We start from the raw sequence: 15614 nt of genomic DNA on the forward strand, positions 1-15614 counted from the left end.
CCTGTGGGGGCCACAGGCGCACAATCCCTCTGCATGCATTCAACCGAGGGCTCTGCCGTGTACAACTTCCAATATGCCAATCCCACCCGCGTCTGTTTCGGTGAAGGCCAGATCGCCAAACTGCCCGAACTGATCCCGGCCGGCAGCCGCCTGCTGGTGCTCTACGGCGGCGGCAGCATCAAGCAGAACGGGGTCTATGACCAGCTGACCCAGGCGCTGGCAGGCCGGGAGTGGCTGGAATTTCCCGGCATCGGCGCCAACCCCCAGTACGACCAGTTGATGGAGGCGGTGGATCTGGTCAAGCGCGAGCGCATCGACTTCCTGCTGGCGGTGGGCGGCGGCTCAGTGGTGGACGGCAGCAAGTTCGTGGCCGCCGCGGCCCGCTTCGAGGAGGACGATCCCTGGGAGATCCTGCTGCACAAGGCCCCCGTCAAGGCGGCGCTGCCGCTCGGCTGCGTGCTGACCCTGCCGGCCACCGGCTCGGAGAGCAACCCGGCCGCCGTGGTGAGCCGGGGGGAGGCCAAGCTCTCCTTCATGAACCCGCTGGTGCAGCCGGTGTTTGCGGTGCTGGATCCCACCACCACCTACAGCCTGCCGCCGCGCCAGGTGGGCAACGGGGTGGTGGATGCCTTCGTCCATATCCTCGAGCAGTACCTCACCTTCCCGGTGGGGGGCGAGGTGCAGGACCGGCTGGCGGAAGGCCTGTTGCAGGTGCTGGTGGACAACGGCCCGCGGGCGCTGGCGGAGCCCACCAACTACCAGGTGCGCGCCAACCTGATGTGGGCGGCCAGCCTGGCCCTCAACGGCCTCATCGGCCGCGGTGTGCCGCAGGACTGGTCCACCCACGCCATCGGTCACCAGCTCACCGCCCTGCACGGGCTGGATCATGCCCAGAGCCTGGCGGTGGTGCTGCCCTCCCTGCTGCGGGAGCAAGCGGCCCAGAAGCAGGAGAAGCTGGCCCAGTTCGCCGAGCGGGTGTGGCACTCCAGCCGCGAGGACAAGGCGCTGCGCATCGAGGAGGCGATCATCCGCACCGAGCAGTTCTTCCAGCAGATGGGGGTGGGCACTCGCCTCGCCGACTATGGCCTGGATGCGCGCTGCATCCCGGGGATCTGCTCCAACCTCAAGCTGTTCGGCCTGACCGCCCTCGGGGAGCAGCAGGACATAGATCCGGACAAGGTAGCCAGGATCCTCTCCCACGCGCTGTAAGTCATCCTGGCAACCATAGTGGCGCGGATCCTCTCCCACGCCCTCTGATCACCGGCTGGTCAACGGAAAAGAAAGCGCCCCGATCATAGGGGCGTTTTGCATGGTGGCGCCGGGCGCTTACTCGGCGCTGCGGTCCAGCTCTCGCTCCAGCGCCGCCGCCTTCTGGCGGGCCGGATGAGTGTTGAGCCGCTGCCAGTAGGCCTGCAGGTGCGGGAACTGGGCCAGTTGGCCGCTCTGGGCCAGCAGATCCACCAGGAAGGAGTTCAGGATGTCGGCACCGGTGAGGCGATCGGCCACCAGATAGCGGCGGCTTGCCAGCACCTCATCGAGATAACTCAGCACCTTGGCGCTCTCGGCTTTGGCGTAGTCCGGTAGGAAGCGCATCGGGCTGCCGTCCTTGCGCACGAACATGTCGAGCAGCAGCGGCAGAATGCCCGAGCTCTCGGCGAAGTGGAGCCACTGCAGGTACTCGGCATAGTCGGGGCTATCTTGAGCCGGTGCCAGCCGTTCCGGGGCGTGGCGGGCGATCAGGTATTCGGTGATGGCGCCGGATTCTGCCAGCACCCGGCCGTCGAACTCGATGACCGGCGACTTGCCGAGGGGGTGGATGGCTTTTAGCTCGGGCGGCGCCAGAAAGGTGGTGGCGTCGCGCTGATACGCCTTGATCTCATAGGGCAGGCCCAGCTCTTCGAGCAGCCAGATGATGCGCTGGGAGCGGGATTTGTTCAGGTGGTGCAGGACTATCATGAATACCTCGACGCAGTGACAAGAAGCGGTAGTACGCAGCGGCGCGGCGACGGGTTCACCGCTGCAGCTAAAAAAGAGCGGGCTGATGCCCGCTCCCGCACCGTTTGCGTCAGGCCTCCAGCGCCTGATCCAGATCCGCCAGTATGTCCTCGATGGCCTCGATCCCCACCGACAGCCGGATCATCTCAGGTTTCACCCCGGCCTTGGCCTGCTCCTCTTCGCTGAGCTGGCGGTGGGTAGTGGAGGCGGGGTGGCAGGCCAGGGACTTGGCATCGCCGATGTTGACCAGCCGCTTGAAGATCTTGAGCGCATCGTAGAAGCGCACCCCCGCCTCGTAGCCCTCTTTCAGGCCGAACGAGAGGATGGCGGAGGGGCGGCCGGCCATGTACTTCTCCGCCAGCAGGTAGTGGGGGTGACCCGGCAGCCCGGCGTAGCTGACCCAGGCTACCTTGGGATGGTGCTTGAGGTGGTGGGCCACCTGCAGGGCGTTGTCCACGTGGCGCTCCATGCGCAGGCTCAGGGTCTCCAGCCCCTGCAGCAGCAGGAAGGCGTTCATGGGGGCCAGCGCCGCGCCGGTATTGCGCAGCGGCACGGTGCGCACCCGCCCGATGAAGGCGGCCGGGCCGAAGGCCTCGGTGTAGACCACCCCGTGATAGGAGGGCTCAGGCTGGGTCAATTGGGGGAAACGCTCGGCGTGATCCGCCCAGGGGAACTTGCCCGAGTCGACCACCACGCCCCCCAGCGAGTTGCCGTGGCCGCCGACATATTTGGTCAGGCTGTGCACCACGATATCGGCGCCGTGCTCGATGGGCTTGCACAAGACCGGGGTGGCGACCGTGTTGTCGACGATGAGCGGCACGCCGCGGGCGTGGGCCACCTTGGCCAGGGCGGCTATGTCCACTATGTTGCCGGCCGGGTTGCCGATGCTCTCGCAGTAGACCGCCTTGGTCTTGTCGTCGATGAGGGCGGCGATGGCCTCGGCGCTGTCATCCTTGGCGAAGCGCACCTCGACCCCGAAACTCGGCAGCATGTGGGCGAACAAGGTGTAGGTGCCGCCATAGAGCTGGGGGGTGGAGACGATGTTGTCGCCGGCGGCGGTCAGCGCCTGGATGGCGTAGGTGATGGCGGCGGAACCGGCCGAGACCACCAGCGCGGCTATGCCCCCCTCCAGCGCGGCCATCCTCTGTTCCAGCACATCGTTGGTGGGGTTCATGATGCGGGTGTAGATGTTGCCCGGCACCGCCAGGTTGAACAGATCCGCCCCGTGCTGGGCGCTCTCGAACTCGTAGGCCACCGTCTGGTAGATGGGCACGGCGACGGCCTTGGTGGTGGGGTCGTTGGCAAAGCCGTGGTGCAGGGCCAGGGTCGCATCTTTCATCACACACTCCTTGTTGGATGTTGCTGGATAGCAGTCATAGATGGATAGACGTCCAATCTATCAGGCCCTTGGCCGATGTAAACCATCAGATCCGGCAAACCAATCTCGTCGGGGCGTGAGGGAGGCCGGCTCAGAGGCGGCGGCGATACTCCTTGTCGTCGATCTGGTGCATGTCCCACTGCATCAGACGGTTGAGCTGGCTCATGGGATCCTCGATCAGCGGCAGCGGGCGGGGCAGGATCCGCTTGAAGTAACGGCGCAGGATCTGCTGGATCCGGTTCGGTTTGATGGGGTTGGCGTGGCTCATGATGGTGCTCCTGTGCTGTGGTTCTCACGTTCGCCAGCAGTATTGAGCTAAAATGCGGAAGTAAAAACTGATGACTTTCAGCACAAGGATTTCCTCTTTTATGCCCACCAGCCGCCTCTACCAGCAATTCCAACGGCTCGCCCAGCAGCTCGGCTGCGACGAGCGGGAAATAAGCCTCGCCGAGGTGGCGGATCTGCTCTGCTGTACCCCGCGCAACGCCCGCCTGCTGCTGCGTCGCATGCAGGAGCAGGGCTGGCTCGGCTGGTCTGCCGAGGCCGGACGGGGGCGGCGCTCCCGGCTCACCCTGCTGGACAACCAGGAGAGCCTGACCCGACGCCGACTGCGGGAGCTGCTGAGCCAGGGCCAGCTGGCGCAGGCGGTGCGGCTGGCGGAAGATCGCCTCGATCTGCTCACCCCGCTGCTTATCGAACAGCTCGGCCAGGCCACCCGGGCAGGGCGCCAGATCCTGCGGGTGCCCTACTACCGGCCACTGCCCCAGCTGCTGCCCACCGGGCCGCTGCGCCGTTCCGAAATCCACCTGAGCCGCCAGATCTTCAACGGCCTGACCCGGCGAAATGAGGAAAATGGGGAAATCGAGGGGGATCTTGCCCACCACTGGGAGTGCCTCGGCCCCTGCCACTGGCGCTTCTACCTGAGGCCGGCGGTGCGCTTTCACCACGGCCGCGCCCTGACGGTGGAGGACGTGACGGAGAGCCTGCAGAGCCTGCGGGATCGTCCGCTGTTCGCCCATCTGGCGCGGCTGGAGAGCCCCTGGCCGCGTACCCTGGATCTGCACCTCGACAGCCCGGATCCCCTGCTGCCCCACCTGCTGGCCGAGCCGGTGGCCGTCATCTTGCCACGCGAGCTCAAGGGGGAGGCGGGCTTTGCCCTGCAGCCGGTGGGCACCGGCCCCTATCGGGTGACCGCCAACGATCCCATGCACCTGTGCCTGGAGGCATTCGACGACTACTTCGGTCTGCGCGCCCTGCTCGACGAGATCGACATCTGGATGCTGCCGGAGCTGGCGGAGCGGCTGGAGAGCCATCTGCAACTGGGGCGTGACAGCCCCGAGCTCGGCACCATGCGCGGCGAGTCCGAGCTCGAATCGGGCTGCTACTTCCTGCTGCAGGATGAGCGCTCCGGCGCCCTGCAGGATCCCGCCCTGCGCCAGTGGCTGGCCGGCCTGCTCAACCCCATCGCCCTGATGGCGCGGGTTGCCCCCGAGCTGCAGCGGGGCTGGACCAGTGCGCTGGGTCTCTTGCCCCACTGGCGGGAGGCGCAGCCGGCCCCGTTGCCGGCCCCGGCCGAGCGGCCACGCCAGCTGGTGCTGGCCTGCTTCAACCAGCACCTGGAGTTCAACGAGTGTGCCAACGCCATGAGCAGCCTGCTGGCCGAGCAGGGCATCGCACTCGAGGTACGCACCCTGGATTACGGCCGCTGGGTGAGCGGGGCGGACGAGGACGTGGATCTCTGGCTTGGCACCCTCAACCTGGAGCACGAACACGCCTTCGCCCCCTACGCCTGGCTGCAGGGGACCCCGCTGCTGCGCAAGGTGTGGGGCGGCCAGCATGGCCTGTGGCAGGGGCTGACGCAATGGCGTGCCAGCGGCGAGGAGCCGGGGCCGAGGGCGCTGCTGGCCAGCGTGCAGCAACAGGGCTGGTTCGTGCCGCTGTTTCACCACTGGCTGGAGCTGGAGAGCCGGGTCGGGGTGCACGGAGTGCGGATGACGGCGCTCGGCTGGTTCGATTTTCGCAGCGCCTGGCTGCGCCCGGAGCTGGCCGTCGGCGCCGGCGATACGACGGGGGAGCTTGAGTCCAGAGGCGGGCCGCGTTAGCCTGAGCGCGGTCCAACGACAAGGAGTCGATATCCATGCTGGAAATGCAGATCCAACCCCGTTTTCAAGAGACAGATGCCCTCGGCCACATCAACAATACGGTGCCGGCGGTCTGGTTCGAGTCGGCCCGCGACCCGCTGTTTCGCATCTTCTCCCCCGAGCTGGATGTGCACAACTGGCATCTGATCATCGCGGGCTACACGGTGCAGTTCAAACGGGAGCTGTTCTACGGCCAGCAGGTATTGATCAAAACCGGGGTACGCCGCATCGGCTCCAGCTCCTTCACGCTCTGGCAGGAAGCCTGGCAGGAGGGCGAACTGGCGGTGACCGCCGAAACCACCCTGATCCATTTTGACTACCAGTCCCGCCAGTCCATCCCCCTGGGCGATCGCCACCGGGAGGAGCTGCGGGCCTGGCTGATAGAAAGCTAACCTTGGCCCTTCGGCCAATCACAGGACACTTATGCGCAATACCGTGATCGCCCTGAGCCTCGGCCTGGGACTGGGGCTCTGCTCCCTGCCTTCGATGGCGGCCTCCCTCGCCGAGCAGTTCTCCCTGATGGAAAAGGGGGCCGAGAGCGCCCTCGATACCCGTCTGTTCAGCCACGACGGCATAGACATCAAGGCCTGGGTGGATGGCGCTCCCGTCATCATCGCCGTGCCCATCATGAACGAGCAGGGCAAGCAGGAAGGGGAGAGCCGTTACTACTTCAAGGGCGGCAAGCTGTTCGGGGTGAAGGAGCCCGCCGCCCAGTTCGCCTTTGACGACGGCGGCAAGCTGACCCGGTGGCTGGACGAGAAGGGCCAGCCCGCCGAGTTCGTCAGCAAGATGAGCATGCAGCAGCGAGAAGCCTGGCTAACCAAACGGGCGGCCGAGCTGGGCCAGCTGTTTGCGCCGAGCGCCGCCGAACAGAAGGCGGCCAAGGGGGGCGTCAAGCTCAAGGGGGCGGAGCTGGCCCACTGGCTCTGCAACGGCAAGCTGATGGCGCTGGCCGGGGGGGACAAGGTGACCTTCGAGCCGGCCAAGCTCAAGACCCGCGCCGAGGGTATCGAGGGGGAAGTCTCCCTGCGCCAGGAGAAGGGGTGGCAGGATCTGAGCCTCAAGTGCGAGGTGCAGGGAGCCCAGGTGACCCGCCTCACCTGGCAGCCGCTGCCGGGTGCCAACAAGCCGCAGTAAATACGGTTGCAGCAAAGCAAGGGGCCCAGATGTGGGCCCCTTGTTTATTTTGGTTATTTTGGCGGTTACTCACCCAGCCTGAGCCGGGTGAGGGCTTCCACCCGTCGCCACTGGCCGGGCTCGAACCAGCGCGCCAGGATCTCCGGCTGCTGTTCGGCCCGCCGCTCGGCGGGTAGAGGCTTGAGTTCGGCCAGATAGCCGGCCAGCTGCTGCTCGAACCCCTGCTGACTCTCCGTCAACTGGTGCAGCCGGTCCGCCGCCTCCGGCCCCAGCTGCTCGCGCAGCATTGTGTCGCGCTCGGCCGCCGGCAGCCGCTCCAGACTCTGCAGATCGCCGAGCAGGCGGCTGTTGGCCTCCGCCTCCCGAAACCACTGGGGCTGCTCCGCCAGCCAGAGCTCGAGCTCGCTCGCCAGCAGCGGCTTGTCGGCATCGCTGGCCTCCGCCAGCGCCTTGCGGCGCAGGGTCCACTGCTCCATCAGCCGATCCTCGGCAAACAGCTGCTCCTGCTCGGCCGGGGTGAAGCTCTGCTGGCGCAACTGCTCGCGCTCGTCGAACAGCACCTGCAGGCTGGCCAGGCCCGGGTCGGTCGGCACCGTCAGGCTGCTTTCGGCGGCAAGAAAGGCCTCATAGCGAGCCTGCAGCGAGTGATCATCTGACGAGGAAGCGGCCTGCCGGGCCAGGGGGGAGGCCGGCCCGGCCTCTTGCACCGGTGTGGCGGCCGAGGTGGGGCTCGGGGCGGGCCACAGCTGCCAGCCCCCCAGCAGCAGGGCCGCACCCAGCGGAGCGGCCATCAGCCATGCCTTGTTCATAACCCCAGTCTCTGCAGGCGGTTGGCGTGCTGGCGATAGAGGCCGACCGGGTCGGTTTCGAACAGGTGACGAATGCCAAACGACTGGTTCACCTCGTCCAGATGGTTCATCCGGTAGTCGGTGCCGATCACCTTGCCGAGGTGGCTGCTGCACACCCCGACCAGGCCGTCGTTGGGCTCCTTGAAGAAGCTGCCGGTCAGCGCCAGCGCCGGATCCACCGGATCCAGGATGTTGGTCATGGTGCCGCGCCCGCTCCAGGAGAAGTAGTAGACCCCGTTGGCAGCCTGCATGGGCCCTTCGCCGCAATACTGGCTGGGCAACCCTTCCGGATAGCGCTGGTTGAAGCGCTGGGCACCGGCGCTGGTGAGGGCGTCGAGGGCGGCGAGGGGATCCTGCGGCAGCCGGCTGCCCCCGGAGAGCAGCGAGATGACCCCGGACAGGGCCGAGGCGGCGGCCACCGCCAGTTTCTCGGCCACCGAGCCCGGTGCCACGTTGGCGCGCACCAGATCGGCGATCTCCGAGCCGTAGTTGACCCCGCCCACACTGGTGGCGGAGGCGACCAGCTCAGGAGCGACCGAGGCGACGTAGCGAATGGTGGGGCCGCCGTGGGAGTGGCCGATGAGGTTCACCTTCTCCGCCCCCGTGATGGCGAGCACCTGCTGTACCTGCTTGAGCAGCTGCTCACCGCGCAGTTCCGAGCTCTGGGTGGCGGAGACCTGGGCCACGTAGACCCTGGAGCCATCCCGGGTCAGAGCCTGGGGAATGCCGTAGAAGTAGTCGACCCCGAGCAGCTTGTCGAAGCCGAACAGGCCGTGCACCAGCACTATGGGGTAGCGGGTCTGGGTATAACCTGCCGCCTGGCCCAGCATGGGCAGGGCGCACAACAGCACCAATAGCCATTTTTTCATCTTGTCCATCCTTGTGAAGAGAGACTGCCGCAGCGGCAGCCACCGGCATCATGCCGATACCGACCAGCATGGCGGAACGGGACGTTTGCATCTGTGCAAATGATCACCAAACAGACAGATTCAAAAAAGCCCTACCCATATGGGCAGGGCTGTTGGCTGTGCTGACACAACTATCCCTTGTGTTCGCCCCTCACATAAGTTAAATAATAATTATTATCATTTGTGGTGTTGGAGCCTATGTCGGCAAGCTGGGTAAGAGGTTGGGTAGGGACGGGGGAGCGCGACAGCAGCATGGTGCACTGGAAGGTGCAGACCATGAGCGGCAACCACCATTTCGATGCCGGTGAGCACGCCAAGGCGCTCTCCTGCTATCAACAGGCGCTGTGGTTGGCCCGCCAGCAGTTTGCCGACTGGCACGATGTGGACGAGGCGGTGGCCGCGCTGGTGGTGGCCCACCACAACCTGGCGGATCTGCTGGTGGCGATGGCGCTGCCGGATAGGGCCGCCGACCTGCTGTGTCACATCCACGACTGCCTGCTCGCCACCAGCCAGTCCCCCGCCTGCTCCGGAGCCCTGCGGGATGCCGCCCTGCGCCACACCCGCAGCACCCATACCGAATTGCTCGCCTTCGTGCGCAAGCACGGCAGCCACGACGGCATCCGCCGCTGCCTCGGCCAGTGTCTGTGTCAGACCGAGCCAGCCCCGCAACTGCATTAATCACAATAAACAGAGGTGACCATGAGCCATACCCTGCCTGCCCTTGCCTATGCCTACGACGCACTGGAACCCCATATCGACGCGCTGACCATGGAGATCCATCACAGTCGCCATCACCAGACTTACATCAACAACCTCAATGCGGCGCTGGCCGATCACCCCGAACTGGCGGCGTTGCCGGTGGAGGCGCTGCTTGCCCGCTTCGACAGCCTGCCTCTCCAACTACAGGGGGCGGTGCGCAATCACGGCGGCGGTCACGCCAACCACAGCCTGTTCTGGCGGGTGATGAGTCCCCAGGGCGGTGGCGAGCCGGCCGGCGAGCTGGCTGCGGCGATCCAGCGGGATCTGGGCGGGTTGGAGGCCTTCAAACAGGCCTTTACCCAGGCCGCCCTGAGCCGTTTTGGCAGCGGCTGGGCCTGGCTGGTGGTCGATGGTCGCAGCAAGCTGCAGGTAGTGAGCAGCGCCAACCAGGACAGCCCCCTGCAGGATGGGCTGGTGCCCATCTTGGGGCTGGATGTGTGGGAGCACGCCTACTACCTCAAGTATCAGAACAAGCGCCCCGACTACATAGCCGCGTTTTACAAGGTGATCGACTGGAACGAGGTGGCACGGCGCTACGCCGAGGCGCTGGCCTGATTGCTGGAAATACCAAGTCCAATAAAAGAGACCCGCCGGATGGCGGGTCTCTTTTATTGAGGGGTCAGCACACTGCTGGTTGGCGGCGCCGCACTGGTGGCAGCCGGATTATCCACGGGCGTTGCCTCGCTCGGCACGGCGGCACTGCTGGTTGGCGTTGCTGCACTGGTGGCGGTTGCAGCGCTCACTGCCGCTGCCGGCTTGGCCTTCGGCTGATGAGAGGGCGGCTTGATGGGCAGGCAGGGCTGGCTCGCCCCTATGGTGCTCAACGCCTGGCAGGGAACCGGGCCGCCGATGACGATGGGCTCGCCGAGGAACTTGGGCCCCTTGTCCAGCACGTAGAGGTCGAGCAGCCCCATCAGGCGGGCGAACACCTCGCGTACCCGGGTCTTGATGCCCTGATAGGCGCTGGGATCCACGGCGTTGAAGCCGACCGCCTCGATGCCGAAATGGCGGGCGATGAAGATGGCGCGCTCGTTGTGAAAAGCCTGCGAGACCACGGTGAAGTGGGCCTGGCCGAACACCTCCTTGGCCCGCACGATGGAATCCAGAGTCCGGAAACCAGCGTAGTCGCTATAGATGGCGCTGGCCGGAATACCGGCCTGGATCAGGGCCCGCCGCATCTGGCGCGGTTCGTTGTACTGCACGGTGGCGTTGTCGCCGGAGACCAGGATGTAGTCCACCTTGCCGTTGTTGTAGAGCTCGGCGGCGGCCTTGATCCGGTATTTGAAGTAGTGGTTCGGGCTGCCGCCAATCAGGTACTTGGAGGTGCCGAGCACAAGGGCGACCCGGTTGTAGGGCACCGCGTTGACGTCGTCATAGGTGTAGTGACGGGCGTCCGAGACGGTCCACTCGCTGTAGCCAAGCAGGGCGGCGGCAGAGGCCAGCAACAGGCAGAGGCAGGCGAGCAGGATCTTGGCAAACTTCTTCATGCGCGGTGCGGTTCGGGTCTGAAGTAAGAGATGACAGGGGGTCATTCTATTACAAGTTGCCGCCGCGCGTCAGGCTTGATGACCGCAGATGGCGTCACTCGGGCAGAGGTTGTCGCATGGCGGGAATGGCTAACTGATTGATCCTGTGCTGCTTATCATCTTCCAATAAAAAGGGCGGCCATGGCCGCCCTTGGGTATTGATGCCAGCGTCTCAGTGGGAAGAGTCGTTGGCCTTGCACTCGTCGGAGTCCTTGTTGGCCTCCCACCAGGGCAGCAGCTCGCGGCCGAGCCACTGCTGGTAGGCCTCGCTGTCATTGGCAATCAGCTGGTCCAGCTCGGCTTCGAAGGCGCTCATCGCCTGCTGTTGATCCGGGTTGCGCAGGGCCTGGGCCATGGCCAGCCAGCTGGCGCCGCGACCGGTCTCGTTCAGGAAGCGATGCACCGTGTAGGACCAGGAGTAGACCATCTCGCCGCCCTTGTCGTAATCCAGGTGCAGGATGTCGGCCAGGGCCGGACGATCCCCTGCCGGGCGGCCGGCGACGTTGTCCAGACCGCGGGCGAAGCACTGGCCGTGGGCGATGAATTCCGCCAGCCCTTCCGACCACCAGGTGGTGCGGTTGAGCGGGTAGTGGCCGAAGCTGCCGTACTGGTTGAAGCGGCCGTCCAGGTAGTGCACGTACTCGTGGCGCAGGTTCCAGACCTGGAACGCAGGGCGCTTCCACTCCGCCTCGTAGGCGAAGAAGCGGGCCTGGTTGCCGGGGCGAGCCGGATCTCCCTCAATGTAGATACCGCCGTTGTCGGTGGAGACGCCGCCAAACAGGGCGCTGCCGTAGCGTTTCCAGTCGGCGGAGGAGTCGAAGATCACCAGCTCCAGTGCCTCGTTGTGATCGTCTGCCACCGGCTGCCAGCCAGTTTCCATCTGCTGATGGAACTGCTGTTCTTCGGCGCCCAGTTCACGGCAGATCCCCTCGGCCTGATCCATGGTCAGATCCTGGGCTCGCAGGCGCAGGGTCGGCGAGCAGGTGTGCTCGAACGGCAGCACATCCTCCACCCGGATCGGGGTGCAGAGCCCGGCGAAGTCACCGCTGATGCAGGCTTCGCTGGTGCGGTCCGTGTAGGTCAGGTAGTAGGTGGAGAGGGTCAGCGACATGTCTTCCAGCAGATCCTGGCTCTGCTGACCACCGGGGATCAGGTCGTGGTGGCGAACGAGGGTGATGACGGAGTCATCCAGCAGCCTGCGGTAGCCGTCGAGCTCGTCCGGGCGGGTATATCGGGCGACCCGGTAGAGGCGGGTGTAGGCATCCAGCACGTTGTTGAGCAAGAACAGATCGGCGCCATCCCGCCCTTTCCACAACGCGAGTTCGCTCATGCCGAGGGCGTGCAGCTGCTTGCGCAGCTCGCCATCCTGCTGGCGGAAGTCGCTGGCGAAGGGATCGCTGTAGTCGCTGGCGAAGTCGAGGAAGTTGAGCAGATCGAACAGGCCGGTCGCCCAGGCGTGCTGGCCGTTGATCTCGCTGGCATGGCGGGTGCTGTAGGCCAGCATCTGGTTGAACTCGCCGAGCAGGGTACCAAAGCGGCTCTGTACTGCCGGGCTCTTGAACTGGCCGTGCAGGGCGATGCTCCAGGCACCGATCACGTAGCCCACCTCATCGGTGGGTTGCTCCGGGAAGAGCAGCGGATGGGCACCCAGCGCGGTCAGCGCCTCGGCCAGCGCCTCGGCGGCGGCCGGACCGTCTTCCTTGTGCTTGCCGTAGTTGTGGTAGTTGTGGGCACGCACGTATTCCAGCAGCAGCTTCATGGCCGGATGGGCCGGCTGATTGGCCGCCAGCAGGCTCTGGATGCCGCGGGACACGGCCAGCAGTTTGGCATCGTCGTGACCATAGTTCTCCTGCCAGACAGGGGCGGGCTGGCCACTGGCATCCTGCACTATCCTGGCCGCTTCGGCGTCCAGCAGATCGGTATCGGGCAGGTCCGGCTCGGAGCAGGCGCGGCCGTCGGCACGGCGGCAGTCGAGCTGCTCCTCCTTGCTGGCCAGCATGATGGGGCGATTGAGCACCCGGCTCTCCTGCCATTCGGTTGTCTCCGGCAGGGTCTGCCATTCGCTGCCCCCCACCGGGTATTGATAGCCGGTGTCCTTCAAGACCACCTGTACCTCGCTGCCGGCGGGCAGGGTCTGACGGCACACCCGGTAGCTGATGGTCTTGTCCCCTTCCTGACGGGTCTGGGGTTCATCACACTCCTGTTGGGTCTTGGCCTGTTCCAGCAACCAGGTGTACTGGCGCCAGACGTGCAGCTCGCTCACCTGACGGGCGGCCTGGCTGCCCGCAACCGGCTGCAGACGGAAGAAGATCTGCTCGAGGCGGCCATCCCGCTCGTTGGGGGTCTCTTCCAGTACCTTCAACTGTTGCCAGTTTTGCGGCTGGTACTGCCATGCCTGCTCGGCGCAGCGCCCCTCGGCGTTGAGCTCGCAGCGATCCAGCTCCTGCTCGCTGTGACCCAGGATGACCCGCTCCGCCAGCGGCAGACGGTCCTGACGCGGCGCGGTCGGGGTGCCTGCCAGTGGCTCCCAGCGGCCCTGTTTCATGCCGTAGCCAAAGTCATAGCTGCTGGCCGGGACAGCCTTGCCGGCCGGCACCACCTCTTCACAGCTGAGGTAGCGGATCTGCCAGCCCTGCTCGATCTTGAGCTGGGGTTCGCCGCACTGCTGTTCTGCCAGTGCGGCCAGGTTGGCTTCGCTCCAGTCGAAGCGACGATACACCCTCAGCTGTTGATAGGGGGCGTCGCCACTGCGGGCGCTCAGCTCGTAGGTCACTTCGGTGAGCTGATCCCCCAGCTGACGGCTGGATTCACCTTTGAGTTGATACTGTTGCCAGTCGGAGGGGGAGTAGTTGGCCAGCGCCGAAGTGGCAAGCAGGCCCGGTGCTGCCAGCAGCAGCAACCTGGTACCCAGATTGTTCATTTTTATCCCTTTGCTTGATTGTCTGCGTGATTGACGCGTGCAATCTATTCAGCTCCAAAAGGATATCAACCCACCAATCAGGCCATATAAATCATTTATTTAGATTGAATCAAAACAAAGTGAGCCCCATTGGGGGCCTGGTTGATAGCAAGGACTCATCTGCCATCTGGGGGGGATCTCAGTCTGAGGCTGGCAACTGTGATCAAAGTCTCGTTTGAGATGTGCTGGTCATGTGGCGTCGCGACAATGCGAAGCCGGCAAACCCGCAGAAAAAGCGCTGACTTGTCTGAGCAGAAAGTTGGGGGCGTAGTGAGAAGGCCGCTGGCTGAGCTCGGTATGGACGCAGAAAAAATAGGAGGAAAAGTGATGGGGAGTCGCGGGCAGGCGTTATCAGCCGCTGCCTGAGCATGGCAGTGGGTGCTCACCCTTCACGGTGCGAGCAGATCCGCCCGAGGCAATGAACAACCTCGGGCGGGTGACGGAAGTGACGGGATCAGAGGTAGCTGACGGTCACTATGGCCATGTTGCTGCTGCCGGCAGCCAGCTTGTACTGCATGGTGCTGCTGATGGTATTGAGGCTGCCGGCTTGCTGCAGGCTGGCCAGATCCATGGTCTGACGCTGGGTGCCCGAGTAGCAGGTCACGCTGTTGTCGGCGAAGTCACAGGGGGCTTCGTAGATGGTACCGGTGAAGGTGATGCTGCCATCGTAGGCGGAGGCAGTAGCTGGCAACAAAGCGGCACCCAGCAGCATGGCTGCGGCGGCAGAAGAGGCAAAACGGATGGCGCTGTTGCGAACGGAAGTGGTGGAAGTGTTCATTTTTATGTCCTTTTCGTCACATGTCGTTGTACGAAAAGGGCAACGCAATCAAAGAGAATGACACAGATACAGCTGATGACATCGCTCTTCTCAGATGGCAGCTCCGCTGTCTTAGGTTATGAACCCTTAGACCGGTGGCTTTGCGTCCCGACCTTTCGATCGGTTTGCCCTTTACTCTATGTCTAGATGATAACATCGCACTTTGAGAAATCAATCACCATAAAAAAGTGTGAGGTATGGGTCACAAATAGTTTTTTATTCTCCGCGGTCCAGGATAAACGGCTGGTTTTCCTTAATGTTTTTTTGAATGAATATCCTGAAAAATTCATTCTTATCTCCCTTGCCATTATGAATAACGGGCGAACTCAGTATTTTTATGTCGATCACAAACATGGTTCAGCATGACCTTGGGAGTGAACAAGGGGATAATAAAAGGAAGCTTGTTGGTGTTTCCCTGCACAAGTGGAACCTGGTTAGAATGATTACCTGATTACCTGATTACCTGATTACCTGATTACCTGATTACCTGATTACCTGATTACCTGATTACCTGATTACCTGATTACCTGATTACCTGATTACCTGATTACCTGATTACCTGATTACCTGATTACCTGATTACCTGATTACCTGATTACCTGAGCTGTTTTATGTATGACGTCAGGGGTATTCAAGAAACAAAAAACGTGATCTGGAATTATTTTGTTGTTGAGTTTTTGTTAATTGCTGTTAAGCGGTTGAAGTTGTCTGATTTAAAATAATCCAATCCGTGTTTGCTATATGAACGATATTTATTTTACGGCATTCATAAATGTGTCGTCATGGCTATAAGTAATTGTTTTTTATGTGTTTATAAAAGAATTTATAAAAATCAAAATGTATTTGATGTGCATCATATGAGTCGTTAATTTGTTCATCAAGCAAAAGCGGAGCACGGCTTTCTGCACAGACGACAGGGATGTATGTAGTTGTGCAGTTGAGGTGTAGCGGGAACTGCTCCTTATGCGGTGAGCTGCTTTTGCTTATTTAGATAAACCATAAAGGCACAGCAAGTTATTGATGTCGCCTCTCACCGGCTTAATGAGAGAACAGGCACCGGCATGCTGTGCAGCGCGAATTCAACTTCGAAGTGCGACACTCGCCTATGCCGCCTGACGGTACTCTTCGAATACCTTGACAGGCTGC

General features: G+C 63.2%; 14 protein-coding genes and 1 riboswitch. Of the genes, 6 read left to right on the forward strand and 8 right to left on the reverse strand.

Annotation, left to right across the window (positions count from 1 at the left end; translation table 11 throughout):
• Positions 1 to 33 precede the first annotated feature (33 nt).
• The gene (locus tag PG897_RS12610; protein WP_139752183.1) at positions 34 to 1209 is read left to right on the forward strand and encodes an iron-containing alcohol dehydrogenase; all 1176 of its coding nucleotides are present in this window, start codon (positions 34 to 36) and stop codon (positions 1207 to 1209) included.
• A gap of 117 nt (positions 1210 to 1326) precedes the next feature.
• Here the strand turns inward: PG897_RS12610 and PG897_RS12615 are convergent, their stop codons facing one another.
• From PG897_RS12615 to PG897_RS12625, 3 genes are all read right to left on the reverse strand, one after another.
• Positions 1327 to 1956: a glutathione S-transferase family protein gene (locus tag PG897_RS12615; protein ID WP_270829062.1), complete on the reverse strand. Its 630-nt coding sequence runs from the start codon at positions 1954 to 1956 to the stop codon at positions 1327 to 1329.
• 109 nt (positions 1957 to 2065) lie between these two features.
• Positions 2066 to 3334 (reverse strand): O-acetylhomoserine aminocarboxypropyltransferase/cysteine synthase family protein, encoded by a 1269-nt coding sequence (locus PG897_RS12620; RefSeq protein ID WP_010635281.1) that lies wholly within the window; start codon positions 3332 to 3334, stop codon positions 2066 to 2068.
• A 130-nt stretch (positions 3335 to 3464) separates the two neighbouring features.
• A complete protein-coding gene (locus tag PG897_RS12625) occupies positions 3465 to 3641 on the reverse strand; it encodes a hypothetical protein (RefSeq protein ID WP_017764594.1) in 177 nt (58 codons plus the stop codon).
• A gap of 100 nt (positions 3642 to 3741) precedes the next feature.
• On the opposite strand from PG897_RS12625, the gene sgrR reads away from it, so the two are divergent.
• From sgrR to PG897_RS12640, 3 genes are read left to right on the forward strand one after another with little or no spacing between them, the layout of a single operon-like run.
• Positions 3742 to 5475 carry an HTH-type transcriptional regulator SgrR gene (gene sgrR / locus PG897_RS12630; RefSeq protein ID WP_201882438.1) on the forward strand — a complete coding sequence of 578 codons (1734 nt, stop codon included), beginning with the start codon at positions 3742 to 3744 and terminating at the stop codon, positions 5473 to 5475.
• A gap of 35 nt (positions 5476 to 5510) precedes the next feature.
• Positions 5511 to 5906, forward strand: coding sequence for an acyl-CoA thioesterase (locus PG897_RS12635; RefSeq protein ID WP_005308329.1), 396 nt, complete (start codon positions 5511 to 5513; stop codon positions 5904 to 5906).
• A gap of 31 nt (positions 5907 to 5937) precedes the next feature.
• On the forward strand, positions 5938 to 6651 hold the full coding sequence (locus tag PG897_RS12640) for a hypothetical protein (protein ID WP_201882440.1): 714 nt from the start codon (positions 5938 to 5940) through the stop codon (positions 6649 to 6651).
• Between the two features lie 65 nt (positions 6652 to 6716).
• Here the strand turns inward: PG897_RS12640 and PG897_RS12645 are convergent, their stop codons facing one another.
• Together PG897_RS12645 and PG897_RS12650 are read right to left on the reverse strand one after the other, a co-directional pair.
• Positions 6717 to 7460 (reverse strand): lipase secretion chaperone, encoded by a 744-nt coding sequence (locus PG897_RS12645; protein ID WP_201882442.1) that lies wholly within the window; start codon positions 7458 to 7460, stop codon positions 6717 to 6719.
• On the reverse strand, positions 7457 to 8368 hold the full coding sequence (locus tag PG897_RS12650) for a lipase family alpha/beta hydrolase (protein WP_270829066.1): 912 nt from the start codon (positions 8366 to 8368) through the stop codon (positions 7457 to 7459). The genes PG897_RS12645 and PG897_RS12650 overlap by 4 nt, the downstream gene beginning before the upstream one ends.
• Before the next feature lie 291 nt (positions 8369 to 8659).
• On the opposite strand from PG897_RS12650, the gene PG897_RS12655 reads away from it, so the two are divergent.
• Both PG897_RS12655 and PG897_RS12660 read left to right on the forward strand, forming a co-directional pair.
• The gene (locus tag PG897_RS12655) at positions 8660 to 9085 is read left to right on the forward strand and encodes a hypothetical protein (protein WP_201882463.1); all 426 of its coding nucleotides are present in this window, start codon (positions 8660 to 8662) and stop codon (positions 9083 to 9085) included.
• A 21-nt stretch (positions 9086 to 9106) separates the two neighbouring features.
• The gene (locus PG897_RS12660; RefSeq protein ID WP_201882446.1) at positions 9107 to 9721 is read left to right on the forward strand and encodes a superoxide dismutase; all 615 of its coding nucleotides are present in this window, start codon (positions 9107 to 9109) and stop codon (positions 9719 to 9721) included.
• A 53-nt stretch (positions 9722 to 9774) separates the two neighbouring features.
• On the opposite strand, the gene PG897_RS12665 is transcribed toward PG897_RS12660, so the two are convergent.
• The 3 genes from PG897_RS12665 to PG897_RS12675 form a co-directional block, all read right to left on the reverse strand.
• Positions 9775 to 10698 carry a SanA/YdcF family protein gene (locus PG897_RS12665; protein ID WP_201882448.1) on the reverse strand — a complete coding sequence of 308 codons (924 nt, stop codon included), beginning with the start codon at positions 10696 to 10698 and terminating at the stop codon, positions 9775 to 9777.
• A gap of 166 nt (positions 10699 to 10864) precedes the next feature.
• Complete coding sequence (locus PG897_RS12670; protein WP_201882451.1) at positions 10865 to 13612, reverse strand: collagenase; 2748 nt, start codon at positions 13610 to 13612, stop codon at positions 10865 to 10867.
• A gap of 493 nt (positions 13613 to 14105) precedes the next feature.
• Positions 14106 to 14429 (reverse strand): hypothetical protein, encoded by a 324-nt coding sequence (locus PG897_RS12675; RefSeq protein WP_019841007.1) that lies wholly within the window; start codon positions 14427 to 14429, stop codon positions 14106 to 14108.
• Between the two features lie 93 nt (positions 14430 to 14522).
• A riboswitch (cyclic di-GMP riboswitch) is annotated at positions 14523 to 14608 on the reverse strand.
• Between the last annotated feature and the right edge of the window lie 1006 nt (positions 14609 to 15614).

The organism is Aeromonas sp. QDB20 (assembly GCF_027707805.1).
GTDB lineage: Bacteria > Pseudomonadota > Gammaproteobacteria > Enterobacterales > Aeromonadaceae > Aeromonas > Aeromonas dhakensis.

Excerpts from the sequence above, each read along its gene's own strand:
- PG897_RS12610 (WP_139752183.1), top strand. The coding sequence starts at position 34 with ATGCATTCAACCGAGGGCTCTGCCGTGTACAACTTCCAATATGCCAAT.
- PG897_RS12615 (WP_270829062.1), bottom strand. The coding sequence starts at position 1,956 with ATGATAGTCCTGCACCACCTGAACAAATCCCGCTCCCAGCGCATCATC.
- PG897_RS12620 (WP_010635281.1), bottom strand. The coding sequence starts at position 3,334 with ATGAAAGATGCGACCCTGGCCCTGCACCACGGCTTTGCCAACGACCCC.
- PG897_RS12625 (WP_017764594.1), bottom strand. The coding sequence starts at position 3,641 with ATGAGCCACGCCAACCCCATCAAACCGAACCGGATCCAGCAGATCCTG.
- sgrR (WP_201882438.1), top strand. The coding sequence starts at position 3,742 with ATGCCCACCAGCCGCCTCTACCAGCAATTCCAACGGCTCGCCCAGCAG.
- PG897_RS12635 (WP_005308329.1), top strand. The coding sequence starts at position 5,511 with ATGCTGGAAATGCAGATCCAACCCCGTTTTCAAGAGACAGATGCCCTC.
- PG897_RS12640 (WP_201882440.1), top strand. The coding sequence starts at position 5,938 with ATGCGCAATACCGTGATCGCCCTGAGCCTCGGCCTGGGACTGGGGCTC.
- PG897_RS12645 (WP_201882442.1), bottom strand. The coding sequence starts at position 7,460 with ATGAACAAGGCATGGCTGATGGCCGCTCCGCTGGGTGCGGCCCTGCTG.
- PG897_RS12650 (WP_270829066.1), bottom strand. The coding sequence starts at position 8,368 with ATGAAAAAATGGCTATTGGTGCTGTTGTGCGCCCTGCCCATGCTGGGC.
- PG897_RS12655 (WP_201882463.1), top strand. The coding sequence starts at position 8,660 with ATGGTGCACTGGAAGGTGCAGACCATGAGCGGCAACCACCATTTCGAT.
- PG897_RS12660 (WP_201882446.1), top strand. The coding sequence starts at position 9,107 with ATGAGCCATACCCTGCCTGCCCTTGCCTATGCCTACGACGCACTGGAA.
- PG897_RS12665 (WP_201882448.1), bottom strand. The coding sequence starts at position 10,698 with ATGACCCCCTGTCATCTCTTACTTCAGACCCGAACCGCACCGCGCATG.
- PG897_RS12670 (WP_201882451.1), bottom strand. The coding sequence starts at position 13,612 with ATGAACAATCTGGGTACCAGGTTGCTGCTGCTGGCAGCACCGGGCCTG.
- PG897_RS12675 (WP_019841007.1), bottom strand. The coding sequence starts at position 14,429 with ATGAACACTTCCACCACTTCCGTTCGCAACAGCGCCATCCGTTTTGCC.